This is a genomic window from Stenotrophomonas forensis (assembly GCF_028752115.1).
Classification (GTDB): Bacteria; Pseudomonadota; Gammaproteobacteria; order Xanthomonadales; family Xanthomonadaceae; genus Stenotrophomonas; species Stenotrophomonas forensis.
In genome coordinates this window covers 4,162,276-4,179,785 of record NZ_CP082270.1, presented here as the reverse complement: position 1 = coordinate 4,179,785, position 17,510 = coordinate 4,162,276, and the positions used below count along the sequence as shown (strand labels likewise).

General features: G+C 66.7%; 18 protein-coding genes. 12 read left to right on the top strand and 6 right to left on the bottom strand.

Annotation, left to right across the window (positions count from 1 at the left end; all coding sequences use genetic code 11):
- Positions 1–19 precede the first annotated feature (19 nt).
- The 9 genes from K5L94_RS19140 (at position 20) to hslU (ending at position 7,755) form a co-directional block, all read left to right on the top strand.
- The gene (locus tag K5L94_RS19140; protein ID WP_053450841.1) at positions 20–2,131 is read left to right on the top strand and encodes a S9 family peptidase; all 2,112 of its coding nucleotides are present in this window, start codon (positions 20–22) and stop codon (positions 2,129–2,131) included.
- Between the two features lie 53 nt (positions 2,132–2,184).
- Positions 2,185–2,610 (top strand): YbaN family protein, encoded by a 426-nt coding sequence (locus K5L94_RS19135; RefSeq protein ID WP_053450840.1) that lies wholly within the window; start codon positions 2,185–2,187, stop codon positions 2,608–2,610.
- A 69-nt stretch (positions 2,611–2,679) separates the two neighbouring features.
- Positions 2,680–2,952, top strand: a complete 273-nt coding sequence (gene lptM, locus K5L94_RS19130) for an LPS translocon maturation chaperone LptM (protein WP_164086605.1) — start codon at positions 2,680–2,682, stop codon at positions 2,950–2,952.
- Entirely contained in the window at positions 2,945–3,796 is an 852-nt protein-coding gene (gene dapF / locus K5L94_RS19125) for a diaminopimelate epimerase (RefSeq protein ID WP_164086606.1), read from the top strand. The genes lptM and dapF overlap by 8 nt, the downstream gene beginning before the upstream one ends.
- Positions 3,793–4,467, top strand: a complete 675-nt coding sequence (locus K5L94_RS19120; protein ID WP_274511165.1) for a DUF484 family protein — start codon at positions 3,793–3,795, stop codon at positions 4,465–4,467. The genes dapF and K5L94_RS19120 overlap by 4 nt, the downstream gene beginning before the upstream one ends.
- Before the next feature lie 16 nt (positions 4,468–4,483).
- A complete protein-coding gene (gene xerC / locus K5L94_RS19115; RefSeq protein WP_008265281.1) occupies positions 4,484–5,374 on the top strand; it encodes a tyrosine recombinase XerC in 891 nt (296 codons plus the stop codon).
- 77 nt (positions 5,375–5,451) lie between these two features.
- On the top strand, positions 5,452–5,652 hold the full coding sequence (locus tag K5L94_RS19110; RefSeq protein ID WP_006471087.1) for a DUF3079 domain-containing protein: 201 nt from the start codon (positions 5,452–5,454) through the stop codon (positions 5,650–5,652).
- Positions 5,653–5,726: 74 nt separating this feature from the next.
- Positions 5,727–6,278, top strand: coding sequence for an ATP-dependent protease subunit HslV (gene hslV / locus K5L94_RS19105; RefSeq protein ID WP_005411093.1), 552 nt, complete (start codon positions 5,727–5,729; stop codon positions 6,276–6,278).
- 103 nt (positions 6,279–6,381) lie between these two features.
- Positions 6,382–7,755 (top strand): ATP-dependent protease ATPase subunit HslU, encoded by a 1,374-nt coding sequence (hslU, locus tag K5L94_RS19100; RefSeq protein WP_006471086.1) that lies wholly within the window; start codon positions 6,382–6,384, stop codon positions 7,753–7,755.
- 63 nt (positions 7,756–7,818) lie between these two features.
- Here hslU and K5L94_RS19095 read toward each other — a convergent pair whose 3' ends face one another.
- The gene (locus K5L94_RS19095; protein ID WP_274511164.1) at positions 7,819–8,805 is read right to left on the bottom strand and encodes a Gfo/Idh/MocA family protein; all 987 of its coding nucleotides are present in this window, start codon (positions 8,803–8,805) and stop codon (positions 7,819–7,821) included.
- Between the two features lie 61 nt (positions 8,806–8,866).
- Complete coding sequence (gene smeT / locus K5L94_RS19090; protein ID WP_180879377.1) at positions 8,867–9,526, bottom strand: efflux transporter SmeDEF transcriptional repressor SmeT; 660 nt, start codon at positions 9,524–9,526, stop codon at positions 8,867–8,869.
- Between the two features lie 210 nt (positions 9,527–9,736).
- On the opposite strand from smeT, the gene smeD reads away from it, so the two are divergent.
- From smeD to smeF, 3 genes are all read left to right on the top strand, one after another.
- Entirely contained in the window at positions 9,737–10,921 is a 1,185-nt protein-coding gene (gene smeD, locus K5L94_RS19085; protein ID WP_008265543.1) for a multidrug efflux RND transporter periplasmic adaptor subunit SmeD, read from the top strand.
- A 12-nt stretch (positions 10,922–10,933) separates the two neighbouring features.
- Positions 10,934–14,056 carry a multidrug efflux RND transporter permease subunit SmeE gene (gene smeE, locus K5L94_RS19080; protein ID WP_053450834.1) on the top strand — a complete coding sequence of 1,041 codons (3,123 nt, stop codon included), beginning with the start codon at positions 10,934–10,936 and terminating at the stop codon, positions 14,054–14,056.
- A 71-nt stretch (positions 14,057–14,127) separates the two neighbouring features.
- Positions 14,128–15,513 (top strand): multidrug efflux RND transporter outer membrane subunit SmeF, encoded by a 1,386-nt coding sequence (gene smeF / locus K5L94_RS19075; protein WP_274511163.1) that lies wholly within the window; start codon positions 14,128–14,130, stop codon positions 15,511–15,513.
- A gap of 143 nt (positions 15,514–15,656) precedes the next feature.
- Here the strand turns inward: smeF and K5L94_RS19070 are convergent, their stop codons facing one another.
- From K5L94_RS19070 to K5L94_RS19055, 4 genes are all read right to left on the bottom strand, one after another.
- Positions 15,657–16,079, bottom strand: a complete 423-nt coding sequence (locus K5L94_RS19070; protein WP_008267004.1) for a low affinity iron permease family protein — start codon at positions 16,077–16,079, stop codon at positions 15,657–15,659.
- A 62-nt stretch (positions 16,080–16,141) separates the two neighbouring features.
- Positions 16,142–16,468, bottom strand: a complete 327-nt coding sequence (locus K5L94_RS19065; protein WP_008266057.1) for a hypothetical protein — start codon at positions 16,466–16,468, stop codon at positions 16,142–16,144.
- A gap of 74 nt (positions 16,469–16,542) precedes the next feature.
- Positions 16,543–16,803: a hypothetical protein gene (locus tag K5L94_RS19060; protein WP_053450832.1), complete on the bottom strand. Its 261-nt coding sequence runs from the start codon at positions 16,801–16,803 to the stop codon at positions 16,543–16,545.
- A 198-nt stretch (positions 16,804–17,001) separates the two neighbouring features.
- Positions 17,002–17,454, bottom strand: coding sequence for a nucleoside deaminase (locus tag K5L94_RS19055; RefSeq protein WP_106469155.1), 453 nt, complete (start codon positions 17,452–17,454; stop codon positions 17,002–17,004).
- Between the last annotated feature and the right edge of the window lie 56 nt (positions 17,455–17,510).

The window sequence follows — 17,510 nt, the reverse complement described above, 5'->3', positions numbered from 1 at the left end:
GCACCTGGAGCCTTATCTCATGAAATCCACCCTCTGCCTGTTGCTTGCCAGCCTGATGACCACCACCGCTACCGCTGCCACTCCGCCCGTTCCGCCGGATGCCGCCAAGCATCCGCACGTGGTCAAGGCGCCGTTCGGCGCGACCCGCAACGACGACTATTACTGGCTGCGCGACGACAAGCGCGAGAACAAGGACATGCTGGCCTACCTGCAGGCCGAGAATGCCTACGCCGACCAGCTGCTGGCACCGCTGAAGCCGCTGGAAGACACCCTGTACAAGGAGATCGTCGGCCGCATCAAGCAGGACGATTCCAGCGTGCCGGCGCGCGAGCGCGGCTACTGGTACTACAGCCGCTTCGAGACCGGCCAGGACTACCCGATCCATGCGCGCCGCAAGGGTGGCATGGATGCGGCCGAGGAAATCCTGCTGGACGTCAACACGATGGCGGCCGGCAAGGGCTACTTCAGCGTCGGCTCGATGGAAGTCAGCCAGGACAACCAGCTGCTGGCCTGGGCCGACGATGACGTCGGCCGTCGCCAGTACACGATCCGCTTCAAGGACCTGACCACCGGCAAGGTGCTGCCCGATGTGATCACCGGCAGCTCCGGCGATCTGGTCTGGGCCGACGATAACCGCACCGTGCTGTACGTCGAGAACGATCCGGAAACCCTGCTGACCGTGCGCGTCAAGAAGCACGTGCTGGGCACCCCGGCCAGCGCCGACAGCGTTGTCTACGAAGAGAAGGACGACAGCTTCTACATGGGCATCGGCCGCACCCGCGACGATCGCTTCATCACCATCGGCGTGCACAGCACCGTGTCCTCGGAAGAGCGCTATGCGCCGGCCAGCGACCCGACCACCTTCACCGTGCTGGCGCCGCGCCAGCGCGACGTCGAGTACGACGCCGATCACTACGACGGCCGCTGGGTGATCCGCACCAACGATGGCGCGAAGAACTTCAAGCTGGTTACCGCACCGACCGACGCGACCTCGCGCGCGCAGTGGAAGGACTGGATCGCACACGACGATGCGGTGTTCATCGAAGGCTTCGAGCTGTTCGACAGCTATACCGCCATCGCCGAACGTTCCGAAGGCCTGGAGCGCATCCGCCTGCTGTTCAAGGACGGCCACAGCGATTACGTGAAGGCCGACGAGCCGGCGTACTCGATGGGCCTGGGCGACAACACCGAGGCTGATACGCCGTGGCTGCGCTACGTCTACACCTCGATGACCACCCCGACCACTGTGTTCGAGCTGAACACCGCCACCGGCGAGCGTCGCCAGCTGAAGCAGCAGCCGGTGATCGGCTATGACGCCTCGAAGTACGAGACCGATCGCGTCTGGATCACCGCGCGCGATGGCGTGAAGGTGCCGGTGTCGCTGGTCTACCGCAAGGGCTACCAGAAGGACGGCAAGGGCGCGCTGTTCCAGTACGCCTATGGCAGCTACGGCATGTCGATGGACCCGTACTTCAACCAGACCGCGGTGAGCCTGCTCGATCGTGGCGTGGTGTATGCCATCGCCCACATCCGCGGTGGCCAGGAGATGGGCCGCGACTGGTACGAGAACGGTAAGCTGCTGCACAAGCAGAACACCTTCAACGACTTCATCGACGTCACCCGGGGCCTGGTGGCGCAGGGCTGGGCGGCGAAGGATCGCGTCGCCGCCTCCGGTGGCAGTGCCGGTGGCCTGCTGATGGGTGCGGTGGCCAACCAGGCGCCGCAGGACTACCGGGTGATGGTGGCGCAGGTGCCGTTCGTCGACGTGGTCACCACCATGCTCGACCCGACCATTCCGCTGACCACCAATGAGTACGACGAGTGGGGCAACCCGGAGCAGAAGCCGTTCTACGACTACATGCTGTCCTACTCGCCCTACGACAACGTGAAGAAGCAAGCCTATCCGGCGCTGTTCGTCGGTACCGGCCTGTGGGACTCACAGGTGCAGTACTGGGAGCCGGCCAAGTGGGTGGCCAAGCTGCGTGACGACAACGCCGGCCATTACCCGATCCTGTTCCGCACCAACATGGAAGCCGGCCACGGTGGCAAGTCGGGGCGCTTCCAGCGCTACCGCGAGCTGTCCGAGTCGTATGCGTTCGTGCTGCAGCAGCTGGGCATCGTCCAGCCGTGATCGCAACGGGGTGCCGGGCGTTGCCTGGCACCCTGAACCGGTATCCTTCGGCCATGAGCGCGCCTGATCCTTCCGCCCCCCGCGACGTCCCCACGCCACCGCGCGTGGTGCGTTTCCGCTGGGCGTGGTGGCTGCTGGCCTACGTCAGCCTGGGAACCGGCATCGTCGGCATCTTCGTGCCGGGGCTGCCGACCACCGTATTCATCCTGATCTCGGCCTGGGCCGCCTCGCGCGGTTCCGAACGCCTGCACACGTGGCTGATTCAGCATCCGCGCTTCGGCCCGGCCATCGCCAACTGGCAGGCGCATGGTGCGGTCAGCCGCTACGGCAAGTGGATGGCCACGATCACCATGGCGGTGTGTGCCGCCATCATGCTGTGGTGCGTGCCGATCGCCTGGGTGAAGTGGTTCTCGATCGGCAGCATGACCGTGGTGGCGATCTGGCTGTGGACGCGGCCGTTGCCGCCGCCGGAGCGGTAGTGCCGGCCGCTGGCCGGCAACGCGTTCCCCTGCACCAACCGCTCAGCCGCCAATGGCTATACTCGGGGCATGAAGATCCCCCATCGAAACGTCATCCTGATTCCGCTGGCAGCGGCCTCGCTGCTGTTCCTTGCCGCCTGCGGCAACAAGGGCCCGCTGGTACTGCCGCAGAAGCCGGTGCCGGTGGAAGAAGCCGTCGAGCCGGCTGCCGAACCCGCCACCGAGGCGACCCCGGCGCAGACCGAGGGCAGCGGTACTCCGGCCACGACCGCGGACCCGGCCGCACCGACCACCCCGCCGGCGCCCGCGCCCGCGAAGAAGGCGGGCGGCGGGAATGGGTAAGGCCGGTTCCAGCGCCCTGCGCTTCAGCAAGATGCATGGCGCGGGCAATGATTTCGTAGTGATCGACCTGCGTGACGGCACCGCGCCGCCCACGCCCGAGCTGGCCGCGCGCCTGGCGGATCGCCATACCGGCGTGGGCTGTGATCAGATCCTGACCATCGAAGCGCCGCGTGCGGACGGTTCGGTGGCCTCGTACCGGATCTGGAATGCCGACGGTTCCAACTCCGAGCAGTGCGGCAACGGCGCGCGCTGCATTGCCGCGTGGCTGGTGCGCGAGGGCAGTGCGCAGGGCGATGCGTTCGTCATCGACAGCCCGCTGGCCAGCCATGAAGTGAAGGTGCTGGGCGATGGCCAGTTCGCGGTGACCATGGGCGTGCCGGCATTCGAGCCGGCCAACGTGCCGCTGGTGGGTTTTGCCCACCCGCGCGAGGAATACCTGCTGCCGCTGCAGGGCGAGAGCGTTCGGTTCGCCGCGGTGTCGATGGGTAACCCGCATGCGGTGATCGAAGTGGGCCTGATCGACGCGGCGCCGGTCGAGCGCGTCGGTGCCCTGCTGCAACAGCACGCGTCGTTCCCGCGCTCGGTGAACGTGGGTTTTGCCCAGGTGATGGGCCCGGACCATGCGCGCCTGCGCGTGTTCGAGCGTGGCGTCGGCGAAACCCTGGCCTGCGGCAGTGGCGCCTGCGCCGCTGCGGTGACCCTGATGCAGCGTGGCCGCCTGCAGCACGATGCCCGCATCAGCCTGCCTGGGGGCGACCTGCGCATCCAGTGGCCGGGCGACGGCCAGCCGGTGGTGATGGCGGGCCCGACCGCATTCGTCTTCGAAGGGGAGTGGATCGCATGACCGAAACCGTCGACAAGCTCGGGGCCCATGAAGTCGCTGCCTGGTTGCGGCGGCATCCGGGCTTCCTCAAGCAGTTCCCGGACCTGGCCCTGACCCTGGTGGTGCCGCGTGACGACGGCCCGACCGCATCGCTGGCCAGCTACCAGCTGGAAGTGCTGCGCGAGAAGAACCGCGAGCTGGCACGACGGTTGGCCGACCTGGCCGCGACCGCGCAGGTCAATGAACGCCTGGCGGTGCGCACGCACCAGCTGACCCTGGCGCTGATGAAGCAGGACAATGCCGCCGACACCCTGCGCGCGATGGCCGCATCGTTGCAGGAAGACTTCGCCGGCGATCTGGTGCGGCTGGTGGTGCACACGCCGGTGGCCGGACTGGAACAGGCCGACTGGCTGCAGGTGATCGCCGCCGATGATCCGCAGCTGGGTCCGTTCCGCGATTGCCTGAAGGATGGCGAGCCGATCTGCGGCCGCCTGCAGCCGGAAAAGAATGCCGTGCTGTATGGCGTGCGCAGCGAGGAAGTGCAGACCACCGCACTGCTGCCGCTGCCCGGTGTGGGCCTGATCGCGGTCGGCAGCCATGACCCGAACCGCTTCTACCCGGGCATGGGGACGTTGTTCCTGCGCATGATGGGCGACGCCTTGACCACTGGCCTGAAGCGCTTCGCCGGCTGAGCAGGACACGACGACGATGAGCGCGGTACAGGCCTTCCTGCAGCACCTGCAGGTGGAGCGGCGGATGTCGGCGCACACGCTCGACGCCTACCGCCGCGACCTGGACGCGCTGTCGGTATGGGCCGAGCCGCGTGGCATGGCCGTGGAAGCGCTTGATGCCGAAACGCTGCGCCAGTTCGTCGCCGATGAGCATCGCCGTGGGCTGTCGGCCAAGAGCCTGCAGCGCCGCTTGTCCGCCTGCCGCAGTTTCTACGCCTGGCTGCTCAAGCACGGCCGCATCGAGGTCAGCCCGGCGGCGACGCTGAAAGCGCCGCGTGCACCGCGGCGGTTGCCGCAGGTGCTCGATGCCGACGAAGCGGTGCAGCTGGTCGAACTGGAACCGGAAGGTGAACTCGGCCGCCGCGATCGCGCGCTGCTGGAGCTGTTCTATTCCTCGGGCCTGCGCCTGAGCGAAGTCTGCGCGCTGACCTGGCGCGACCTGGACTTCGCCAGCGGCCTGGTCAACGTGATGGGCAAGGGCAATCGCCAGCGCCGGGTACCGTTCGGCCGGCCGGCACGCGAAGCACTGCAGGCGTGGCGTGCGGAAAGCGGGGGCGGCCCGGCCTCGCCGGTGTTTCCCGGCCGCAACGGGCCGATCAGCCAACGCGCGGTGCAGATCCGCATCCGCCAGCTGGCGCAGCGCCAGGGCCTGTTCAAGCACGTGCATCCGCACATGCTGCGGCACAGTTTCGCCAGCCACATCCTGGAATCGTCCGGCGACCTGCGTGGCGTGCAGGAACTGCTCGGCCACGCCGACATCGCCACCACGCAGATCTACACCCACCTCGATTTCCAGCACCTGGCCAAGGTCTACGACGCCGCGCATCCGCGTGCCAAGCGCCGCAGCAAGGGCGACAAGGCTGAATAGCCGGCCCTTGATCTGGATCAGGGCAGGTCGGATGCAACCGGCGCACCGTGGCCGCAGGCCACGAGGACAGCGCCACCATGGCGAAGCCGATTCCCCTGCATCCCAAACACCCCGAGCGTATCTGCTGGGGCTGCGACCGCTACTGCGCGGCCGACGCGCTGGCCTGCGGCAATGGCTCCGGCCGCACCCAGCATCCGATCGAGACGCAGGGTGAAGACTGGTACCTCGCCTGGGGGATCGAGCCCAATCCGGAGCGGCCTTCGCAAGCAAAGCGCTGAACGGCAGCCATCCGCGCAGGCTTGATCGCACCCGGCGCTGTCCCCATGTCCCGTGAACAGCTATCGGAGGCCGCATGGACCCCAGTCAGAACCCCAACGTTTTCCACGCCACCACCATCGTCTGCGTCCGTCGCGGCGAGCATGTGGCCATTGCCGGCGACGGCCAGGTCACGCTGGGCCACACCGTGATGAAGGGCAATGCGCGCAAGGTGCGCCGCCTGGGCCGCGACGGCCAGGTGCTGGCCGGCTTCGCCGGCGCCGCCGCCGATGCCTTCACCCTGTTCGAGCTGTTCGAGGCCAAGCTGGAAAAGCACGGCCAGCTGCAGCGCGCGGCGGTCGAGCTGGCCAAGGATTGGCGCACCGAGCGCCGCCTGGGCAAGCTGGAGGCCCTGCTGGCGGTGGCCGACAAGGAAACCTCGCTGATCATCAGCGGCACCGGCGATGTGATCGAGCCGGAGGACGGCATCATCGCCATCGGTTCCGGTGGCTCCTATGCACTGTCGGCCGCCCGCGCGCTGATGGCGCACACCGAACTGGATGCGCGCACCATCGCCAGTGAAGCGATCGGCATCGCCGGCGACATCTGCATCTACACCAACCGCAACGTGGTGGTCGAGGAGCTCTGAGGGTTGTGCCGGCCGCTGGCCGGCACCCTCATGATCCCCCACGCGCGTGCCTGGTTGCCGGCCAGCGGCTGGCAGTACCGACAACGAATCCGTGAGCACATCCATGTCGAAGATCGAAGTTTCCTCCGCCACCATGACCCCGCGCGAGATCGTGCAGGAACTGGACCGGCACATCGTCGGCCAGCACGACGCCAAGCGCGCGGTGGCCATCGCCCTGCGCAACCGCTGGCGCCGCATGCAGCTGGTGCCCGAGCTGCGCAATGAAGTGATGCCGAAGAACATCCTGATGATCGGCCCGACCGGCGTCGGCAAGACCGAGATCGCGCGCCGCCTGGCCACGCTGGCCAACGCGCCGTTCGTCAAGGTCGAAGCGACCCGCTTCACCGAAGTGGGCTACGTCGGCAAGGACGTCGAGCAGATCATCCGTGACCTGGCCGATACCGCAGTGAAGCTGTACCGCGAACAGGCCAAGGTGCGCGTGCGTACGCAGGCCGAAGAACGCGCCGAAGACCGCATCCTCGATGCGCTGTTGCCGCGCCGCAGTGGCGGCATCGGTTTCGATCCGGAAGTGGCCCGCAACGAGCCGTCGGCGCAGGACAACGAGACCCGCATCAAGTTCCGCAAGATGCTGCGCAATGGCGAACTGGACGAACGCGAGATCGAACTCGACCTGGCCGCCAATGTCAGCATGGACATCATGACCCCGCCGGGCATGGAGGAAATGGGCCAGCAGCTGAAGTCGATGTTCGCCAACCTCGGTGGCGGTGCCAAGGCGCACAAGCGCACGCTGACCATCAAGGCCGCGCGCCCGCTGCTGATCGAGGAAGAAGCCGGCAAGCTGGTCAACGAGGACGATATCCGCACCGCGGCGATCGAAGCCTGCGAACAGCACGGCATCGTCTTCATCGACGAGATCGACAAGGTCGCCAAGCGTGGCGATAACGTGGGCGGCGGTGATGTGTCGCGCGAAGGCGTGCAGCGCGACCTGCTGCCGCTGGTGGAAGGCTCCAACGTGTCCACCAAGTACGGCACGATCAAGACCGACCACATCCTGTTCATCGCATCGGGTGCGTTCCACCTGGCCAAGCCCAGCGACCTGATTCCGGAGCTGCAGGGTCGCTTCCCGATCCGCGTGGAGCTGGGCGCGCTGAGCAAGAACGATTTCGTGCGCATCCTGACCGAGCCGAAGGCCGCGCTGACCAAGCAGTACGAAGCGCTGCTGGCCACCGAGGGCGTCAAGGTCAGCTTCACCGCCGATGCCATCGAGCGCCTGGCCGAGATCGCCTTCCAGGTGAACGAGCGCCAGGAAAACATCGGTGCGCGCCGCTTGCATACCGTGCTGGAGCGCCTGCTGGATTCGCTCAGCTACGAGGCGCCGGACCGCGATGGTGAAACGCTGGCCATCGACAGTGCCTACGTCGATGCCCACCTGGGCGAACTGGTGCAGGACCCGGACCTGAGCCGCTATATCCTGTAACGCACAAGGCCGCCGAAAGGCGGCCTTTTTTTGGCGCGAAGGGCATCCATGCATGGCGTGGATTCACTGTCTGGCGCGGTAGGCCCGCAGTACCTGGTCGATCACCGCGTTGGTGCGGGCGGCACTGAGGCCAGTCGAGGGCGAGCGTCCGTGGCCGCGTAGTTCATCCACGAGGGTGGCAATCAACGGCTGCTGGATAGATGGCGGGTTCGGGATCTCGAACGCCTGCATGCCCGCGTCGGTTTCCAGCAGCACCGGGACGTCATCGAAGGTGGCAAAACGCAGCTGCCCATGGTCGCCGGTGATTTCGATCTCATCCTGGCGCCGGAATGCGCAGAAACTCCACTGCGCGATGCCGTGCGCACCGGTTCCGGTGCGAAAGCACATCGAGACGCTGTCCTCGGCGGCATACGCGCCTGCCTGAGAACTGGCCAGGCCGCTGACATCGCTCAGCGGGCCCAGCAGATGGTCGAGCAGGTCCAGGGTGTGCGAGCCGAGATCGACGAACAGGCCGCCGCCGGAGATCGCGGGGTTGGTCCGCCAGAAGTCCGGCGATGTGGCATGCGCCGAGTGTGGCCGATGCAGGGTCGCGCGCACGCTGCGCGGCGTACCGATCGCGCCGCTGTCCAGCAACTGCTTGACCTTCGCGAAGCGGGGCAGGGCGCGGCGGTAATAGGCAACGAACACCGGTACGCCACTGCGTGCGCTGGCCTCCAGAATGCGCACGCACTCGCCATGGTCCATGGCCATGGGCTTTTCGATATAGACCGGCTTGCCCGCCGCAATGGCCTGCAACGCGTACTGCATGTGGGTGGAGGGCGGCGTGGCGACGTAGATCGCGTTCACCTCCGGATCGGCGATGAGCGCATCGGCATCGGCATACCAGCGGGGAATCGCATGGCGCCGTGCGTAATCCTCGGCCAGTGCCGTATTGCGCCGCATCACTGCAGCCACCCGTGAACCGGGCGTGCCGGCCAGCGCAGGGCCACTCTTCTTTTCGGTGACGCTGCCGCAACCGATGAAGCCCCATACCACGTTGCCCAGGATCATCGCTGCGTTTCCGGGGAGAAGCAGGGAGGGTGCAGGGCCGCGGCGCCAGGCGCAACCCGGTTCACGCCTCCGGCAACGGCTCGGGCACCGTTCCGGGCACGAATACGCCGTCTTTCACGTAGGCGGCCAGGGTCATGTCCAGCGCGAGCATGCCGTCGCGCTTGAGGTCCATCAGTTCCGGTTCGACCATCGCCCCATGCAGCACGCCCAGCACCGTGGCGTGCAGCATGCGCGCGGCGATCTTCGGGTCGGCGCCGTCGCGCAGCTGGCCCAGGTCCCCGGCGCGACGCAACGCCCGTTCCATGCGGTCCAGTGCATCGCGGAAACCGGCCTGCTGCATTTCGGTCAGCACCCTGGTGTCGGCCGAGGCATCGCTGCGCAGCATGATCTCCATGGTCTTGCGCAGGCGCTCGTCCTCGGACAGCTCGATGAACGAGTGGATCATCACCGCGCGCAGGTCTTCCACCGGGGTATCGCGCTGGTCGGTGGAGGTGCGTTCCAGTTCCTGCATGAAGGGCAGGTGCACGCGCTCGACGATCGCGGTCAGCACCTCGCTCTTGTTCTTGAAGTGCCAGTACACCGCGCCACGGGTGTAGCCGGCGCGCGCGCCGATCATCTCCAGCGTGGTACGGGCCACGCCGTGTTCATGGAAGCAGGCTTCGGCGGCGTCAAGGATGCCTTCCCGGGTTGCCTGGGTGTCCTCTTTGGTCTTGCGGGCCATGGGTGTGGGTACGAGTGCGGGTGAAACGTGGCTGAATTGTACCGGTTTACAAACAAACACGCATGTATGTATATTTCGCACCCATCATTCCCGTCGTGTGCGTGGCAGGCCCGTTCTGGCTACCACTCACCGCCGGCATGCGTTGTCTGCTGGCGCTTCTGGCCCGTATCAGCGTTTTTTGAGATTCCTTCCCCTAAGAGCCTTTCCGTCATGTTGCTGAGCCGAATCCGACCCTTCGCGCTGTCGCTGGCCATCGCCGCGACCGTGGCTGCCTGTGGCGGCCAACCCCAGGCCCCCGAACAGGGCCCGGGTGACGTCACCGTGGTCACGCTGAAGTCCGAGACCGTGGGCCTGACCCGCGAACTGCCCGGCCGTACCAATGCCTTCCTGGTGGCCGAAGTGCGCCCGCAGGTCAATGGCATCGTTGCCAAGCGCCTGTTCACCGAGGGCGGCATGGTCAAGGCCGGTGAGCCGCTGTACCAGCTCGATGACGCCAGCTACCGCGCCCAGGCCAACAACGCCCGCGCCCAGCTGGCCCGCGCCGAAGCCACCGCCAACGCCGCCCGGCTGAGCGCCAAGCGCATCACCGAGCTGGCCAAGGTCGACGCGGTCAGCCAGCAGGACCTGGAAAACGCCGTGGCCGCGCAGAAGCAGGCCGAGGCCGATGTCGGTGCCGCCAAGGCCTCGCTGGACGCGGCCAACGTCACCCTCGGCTACGCCCGCATCACCGCGCCGATCAGCGGCCGCATCGGCAAGTCCAGCGTCACCCAGGGTGCGCTGGTCAGCGCCGGCCAGGCCAACGCGCTGGCCACCGTGCAGCAGCTGGACCCGATCTATGTGGACCTGACCCAGTCCTCGGCCGAGCTGCTGCAGCTGCGTCGCGAACTGGCCGCCGGCCGCCTGCAGGACAACCAGACCCTGCCGGTCAGCATCCTGATGGAAGACGGCAGCACCTTCGAGCACAAGGGCACGCTGGAGTTTTCCGAGGTCAGCGTCGATCCGGCCACCGGCAGCTTCGGCCTGCGCGTGAAGGTGGACAACCCCGACGGCCTGCTGATGCCGGGCATGTACGTGCGTGCGGTGATCGGCGGCGGCGTGCGCAGCGATGCGGTGCTGGTGCCGATGCAGGGCATCGCCCGTGATCCGAAGGGCGACACCACGGCGATGGTGGTCGACAAGGACAACAAGGTCGAAGTGCGCCCGGTCAAGGTCAGCCGCACGGTCGGCGACAAGTGGCTGGTCGATGACGGCCTGAAGGCCGGCGACAAGGTCATTGTCGAAGGCCTGCAGAAGATCGGCCCCGGCATGCCGGTCAAGGCCACCGAGAAGGGCGCTGCACCGGCCAAGCCGGCGGCAGCCGCCCAGCCTGCCGCCCCGGCCGGCGACGCGAAGTAAGCGGAGAACCCCATGGCACGCTTTTTCATCGATCGACCCATCTTTGCATGGGTGATCGCCATCATCATCATGCTCGCCGGCGGCCTGGCCCTGTTCAAGCTGCCGGTCTCGATGTACCCCAACGTCGCACCGCCGGCGGTGGAAATCAGCGCCACCTATCCGGGTGCATCGGCCAAGGTGGTCGAGGACTCGGTGACGCAGATCATCGAGCAGAACATGAAGGGCCTTGATGGCCTGATCTACTTCTCCTCCAACAGCTCGTCCAACGGCCAGGCCACCATCACCCTGACCTTCGAGAGCGGCACCAACCCGGACATCGCCCAGGTGCAGGTGCAGAACAAGCTGCAGCTGGCCATGCCGCTGCTGCCGCAGGAAGTACAGCGGCAGGGCATCAACGTGGCCAAGTCCAGCTCGGGCTTCCTGAACGTCATCGCGTTCGTGTCCGAGAATGGCAGCATGGACGCCAACGACATCGCCGACTACGTCGGTTCCAACGTCGTCGACCGTCTGAGCCGCGTGCCGGGCGTGGGCAACATCCAGGTGTTCGGTGGCAAGTACGCCATGCGCATCTGGCTGGACCCGAACAAGCTGCACACCTACGGCCTGTCGGTTGCCGAAGTGACGGCAGCGGTGAAGGCGCAGAACGCCCAGGTGGCCATCGGCCAGCTTGGCGGTGCGCCGTCGGTCAAGGGCCAGCAGCTCAACGCCACCATCAACGCGCAGTCGCGCCTGCAGACCCCGGAACAGTTCCGCAACATCATCGTGCGCGGTGCGCAGGACGGTGCCGAACTGCGCCTGGGTGATGTCGCCCGCGTCGAACTGGGTGCCGAGTCCTACGACTTCGTCACCCGCTACAACGGCCAGCCGGCCAGCGGCCTGGCGGTCACCCTGGCCACCGGCGCCAACGCGCTGGACACCGCGGCCGGTGTGGATGCCGCGCTGCAGGACATGAAGAGCTTCTTCCCGGCCGGGCTGAAGGCCGAGATCCCGTACGACACCACCCCGTTCGTGCGCGTGTCGATCAAGGGCGTGGTGCAGACCCTGATCGAAGCGATCGTGCTGGTGTTCGTGGTGATGTACCTGTTCCTGCAGAATTTCCGCGCCACCCTGATCCCGACCATCGCCGTGCCGGTGGTGCTGCTGGGTACCTTCGGCGTGCTGGCGATGCTGGGCTTCTCGGTGAACATGTTGACCATGTTCGCGATGGTGCTGGCGATCGGCCTGCTGGTGGACGATGCCATCGTGGTGGTGGAGAACGTCGAGCGCATCATGTCCGAGGAAGGACTGTCGCCGCTCGAAGCGACCCGCAAGTCGATGGGCCAGATCACCGGCGCGCTGGTGGGTATCGGCCTGGTGCTGTCGGCGGTGTTCGTGCCGATGGCCTTCATGAGCGGCTCCACCGGCGTTATCTACCGCCAGTTCTCGGCCACGATCGTCTCGGCGATGGCGTTGTCGGTGCTGGTGGCGATCGTGCTGACCCCGGCGCTGTGCGCGACCATGCTCAAGCCGCTGAAGAAGGGTGAGCACCACGTCGCGCACAAGGGCTGGTCCGGTCGATTCTTCAACGGTTTCAACCGTGGTTTCGACCGCACCAGCGAAAGCTACCAGCGTGGCGTGCGCGGCATCATCCACCGTCCGTGGCGCTTCATGGGCATCGTGGCGGCGCTGTTCGTGCTGATGGGCGTGCTGTTCGTTCGCCTGCCCAGCTCGTTCCTGCCCAACGAAGACCAGGGCGTGCTGATGGCGCTGGTGCAGGCGCCGGTCGGTGCCACCCAGGAACGCACGCTGGAATCGATCACGGCACTGGAAAACCACTTCCTGCAGAACGAGAAGGATGCGGTGGAATCGGTGTTCTCGGTGCAGGGCTTCAGCTTCGCCGGCATGGGACAGAACGCGGGCATGGCCTTCGTCAAGCTGAAGGACTGGAGCGAGCGTGACGCCGACAACGGCGTGATGCCGATCACCGGGCGCGCGATGGCGGCACTGGGCCAGATCAAGGATGCCTTCATCTTCGCCTTCCCGCCGCCGGCCATTCCGGAACTGGGTACCGCCTCGGGCTATACCTTCTTCCTGAAGGACAACAGCGGCCAGGGCCACGAGGCCCTGGTGGCCGCGCGCAACCAGCTGCTGGGGCTCGCCGCCGGCAGCAAGAAGCTGGCCAACGTGCGCCCGAACGGCCAGGAAGACACGCCGCAGTTCCGCATCGACATCGATGCGGCCAAGGCGACCTCGCTGGGGCTGTCGATCGACCAGATCAACGGCACGCTGGCCGCCGCGTGGGGCAGTTCGTACATCGATGACTTCGTCGATCGCGGTCGCGTCAAGCGCGTGTTCGTGCAGGCCGACCAGCCGTTCCGCATGGTGCCGGAGGACTTCGACCTCTGGTCGGTGAAGAACGACAAGGGCGAGATGGTGCCGTTCAGTGCATTCGCCAGCAAGCACTGGGACTACGGTTCGCCGCGCCTGGAGCGCTACAACGGTGTGTCGGCGATGGAAATCCAGGGCGAACCGGCCCCAGGCGTCGCCTCCGGTGATGCCATGGCCGAGATCGAACAGCTGGCCAAGCAGCTGCCGGCGGGCTTCGGCATCGAATGGACGGCGATGTCCTACCAGGAACGCCAGGCTGGCTCGCAGACGCCGCTGCTGTACACGCTGTCGCTGATGATCGTGTTCCTGTGCCTGGCCGCGATGTATGAAAGCTGGAGCGTGCCGACCGCCGTGCTGCTGGCCGCCCCGCTGGGCATCCTCGGCGCGGTACTGGCCAACACCTTCAAGGGCCTGGAACGCGACATCTACTTCCAGGTGGCGATGCTGACCACGGTGGGCCTGACCAGCAAGAACGCGATCCTGATCGTCGAGTTCGCCAAGGAAAACCTGGAGAAGGGCGCCAGCCTGATCGAGTCGATCATGCATGCCGTGCGCGACCGCCTGCGCCCGATCGTGATGACCTCGCTGGCTTTCGGCATGGGCGTGGTACCGCTGGCGATCTCCACCGGTGCCGGCTCCGGCGCCAAGCAGGCGATCGGCACCGGCGTGCTCGGCGGCATGATCGTCGGCACCGTGCTCGGCGTGTTCTTCGTGCCGCTGTTCTTCGTCGTGGTGCAGCGCGTGTTCAAGCGCAAATCCTCCACGTAAGCGAAACGGTCATGCCGGCCACTGGCCGGCATGACCTCCTGCCATCCGGCAGTACCGATGGAAGCCATCCCATGAAAAGTGCATCCCTGTTCCTTTCCATTGCCGCCGCGCTTGCGCTGGCCGGCTGCTCCACCCTGGTGCCGAAGAACACCGCCGTCGCGCCGGCCATTCCGGCGCAGTGGCCGGCCGAGGCCACGCAGGGCCAGGTGGCCGATGTTGCCGCCGTCGGCTGGCGCGACTTCTTCACCGACGCGCGACTGCAGCAGGTGATCGACCAGTCGCTGCAGAACAACCGCGACCTGCGCGTGGCCGTGCTCAACGTGGAACGCGCACGCGGCCAGTACCGCGTGCAGCGCGCCGACCGCGTACCCGGCGTGGCCGTCACCGGCCAGATGGAGCGCCAGGGCACCGACGCCGGCGTCACCGAGCAGTTCACCGCGGGCGTGGGTGTGGCCGAGTTCGAGCTGGACCTGTTCGGCCGCGTGCGCAACCTCAGCGAGGCAGCGCTGCAGCAGTACTTCGCTGTGGCGGCCAATCGCCGCAATGCGCAGCTGAGCCTGGTGGCCGAGACCGCCACGGCGTGGCTGACCTATGGTGCCGACGCACAGCGGCTGAAGATCGCCGATGCCACGCTGAAGACCTACGAGGATTCGCTGCGCCTGGCCGAAGCCCGCCATGAGCGCGGCGGCAGTTCGGCACTGGAACTGACCCAGACCCGCACGCTGGTGGAAACCGCGCGCACCGATGCCGCACGCCTGCGTGGGCAGCTGGCCCAGGACCGCAACGCGCTGGCACTGCTGGCCGGTGGTCAGCTGGATCCGTCGCTGCTGCCGGACAGCATCGAACCGCAGCTGCTGGCGCTGGCACCGCCGCCGGCTGGCCTGCCCAGCGACGTGCTGCTGCAGCGCCCGGACATCATGGCCGCCGAACACCAGCTGCTGGCTGCCAACGCCAACATCGGCGCGGCACGTGCGGCGTTCTTCCCGAGCATCTCGCTGACCGGCAGCATCGGCAGTGGTTCGAGCGAACTGTCCAACCTGTTCGACAGCGGCACCCGCGTGTGGAGCTTCCTGCCGAAGATCACCCTGCCGATCTTCCAGGGCGGCAAGCTGCGCGCCAACCTGGCCATCGCCAATGCGGACCGCGATATCGCGCTGGCGCAGTACGAGAAGTCAATCCAGGTCGGCTTCCGCGAAACCGCCGACGCGCTGGCGCTGAATGTCAGCCTGGATGAGCAGGTGAGTGCACAGCAGCGCCTGGTGGATGCGGCCGAACAGGCCAACCGCCTGTCACAGGCGCGCTACGACGCCGGCCTGGACAGCTTCGTCACCCTGCTCGATGCACGGCGTACCGCCTACAACGCGCAGCAGACGCAGCTGCAGGCGCAGCTGGCCCAGCAGGCCAACCGCATCACGTTGTACAAGGTGCTGGGCGGCGGCTGGCACGAGCGCGGGTAAGCAGCGCTTCTGGTGGGTGCCAACCTTGGTTGGCACGAATGCGTCAGCGCAGGCGGCTGGCCCTGTGCCAACCAAGGTTGGCACCTACCTCGATGATCGGTGGGAGTGCCGGCCGCTGGCCGGCATTGTCATTCCAGGGCCTGCTACACCGCCTCATCGTCGCGGCGGGTGGCATGGCAGGCGCGCACCCGTGCCAGCGCGTCGCCGGCTTCGCGCGCCATGCGCTCGTACTCGCGGCGGATCTCTTCCAGTCGCTCTTCGTCCAGCTCTTCCAGGTCGAGCAGCTCGTTGTTGGCCTCGGCCGTCGCGCGGATCAGCTCGTCGAGCTTGATCTGCATCGCCGCGGTGTCCGAGTTCTGCGTGTGCTGGATCAGGAACACCATCAGGAAGGTGATGATGGTGGTACCGGTGTTGATCACCAGCTGCCAGGTGTCGTTGAAACCGAACAGCGGGCCACTGATGCCCCAGATCACCACGATCGCGACCGCAGCCAGGAAGGTCCACGGCGAACCGGTGGCGGCCGCGGCCTTCTTGGCGATCGTATTGAACAGGTTTCTTGCTTTCATCGTCGTCGTCCCACTCAGGTGACGAGGATGATCGGCAGTGGCTTGTGCAGGGGCCGTGCAGCTCAGGCGCGCAGGCGCGGAGCGTCCTGCAGGCGCACCCGGCTGGTCTGGTAGACGTGCTGCCAGCAGCGGTCGACGAATTCGCGGGCCTGGGCTTCACTCAGGCGCGGCATGATCTGCAGGGCGTACTGGGTCTGGAACATCTCGTCGCGCTGCGCATTGCTGGCGCGCGGCTGGGTGATCAGCGAATCGCAGGCGAACTTGATCCACGGTACGTACGAGCCGAACGAATTGTGCGGCAGTGCGCCGTCGGCATGCTGGCGGCGCCAGTGGTCAAGCTCGGCGTCTACGTTGATGACCGGGGGAATGGTGGGAACTTCAGCGTGCATGTCGATCCAATCGGTTGAAGTGGATGGGAGTGGGGGTTCATCGCAGTGTGGCCTGAGCGGCAGTGGATGCCGCGTCAGGGAGATGTGCAGCCAGCGTTGCGATTGCCGATCAGTTGCGCATGCTCGACCGCGCCCATTTCTTCGGCCATGTCGGCCATTGCGTTGCACAGGCGCTCGTGGTCGAGCGGACGGCCTTGTACCAGTTCCAGCTGCAGGCCCTGGTAGGCCGTCCAGAACAGGGCGCCACGCTGATGCAGCGCGAACTGCTGCTGCAGGCGCGTGCGGATGGCGGCGAGGATCGGGTCGGGCGTGGGGCGTACGGCGTGCGCGCACATGGCTGGCTCCGCCGGGGAAGGAAGTCCCGGTAACCCCACCCTAGGCGCCCTGCGCGGGTGGGGTGTTACCGCAGCGTGTGCAGGCAGTCCAGCTGACTGTGCACGGGTTCACAGCAATCGCCGCAAACGCTGCCGGCACTAGGGCGTGCCAGCGCTGAAGCGTTCATTAAGCAGGTTCAACAGTACGCTGCGCAGTGCTCATTCGCCGATGTCTTCGTTCCAGATCTCCGGATGCTGCGCAATGAAGCTGCCGAGCAGATCGACGCATTCCTGGCTGTCGAGATCGATCACGTTGACGCCGTTTTCGCGCAGCCAGTCGATGCCGCCCTGGAAGGTACGCGATTCGCCCACCACCACCGTGCCGATGTTGAACTGGCGCACCAGCCCCGAGCAGTACCAGCACGGGGCCAGGGTCGTGACCATGATGGTGTCCTGGTAGCGGCGCTGGCGGCCGGCCTTGCGGAACGCATCGGTCTCGCCGTGCACCGATGGGTCGCCTTCCTGCACGCGCCGGTTGTGGCCACAGCCGAGCAGGCGGCCGTCGTTGTGGTACAGCGCCGCGCCGATCGGCACGCCGCCTTCGGCCAGGCCCTGGCGGGCTTCGGCGATGGCGGTCTGCAGCAGGGCCTGGTAGTCGGGCGTGGTGATCATGCGGGGCTCCGGTAAGTCGTGGCCCGCCATGATACGGGCAGGGGGTGCCGCTGGCT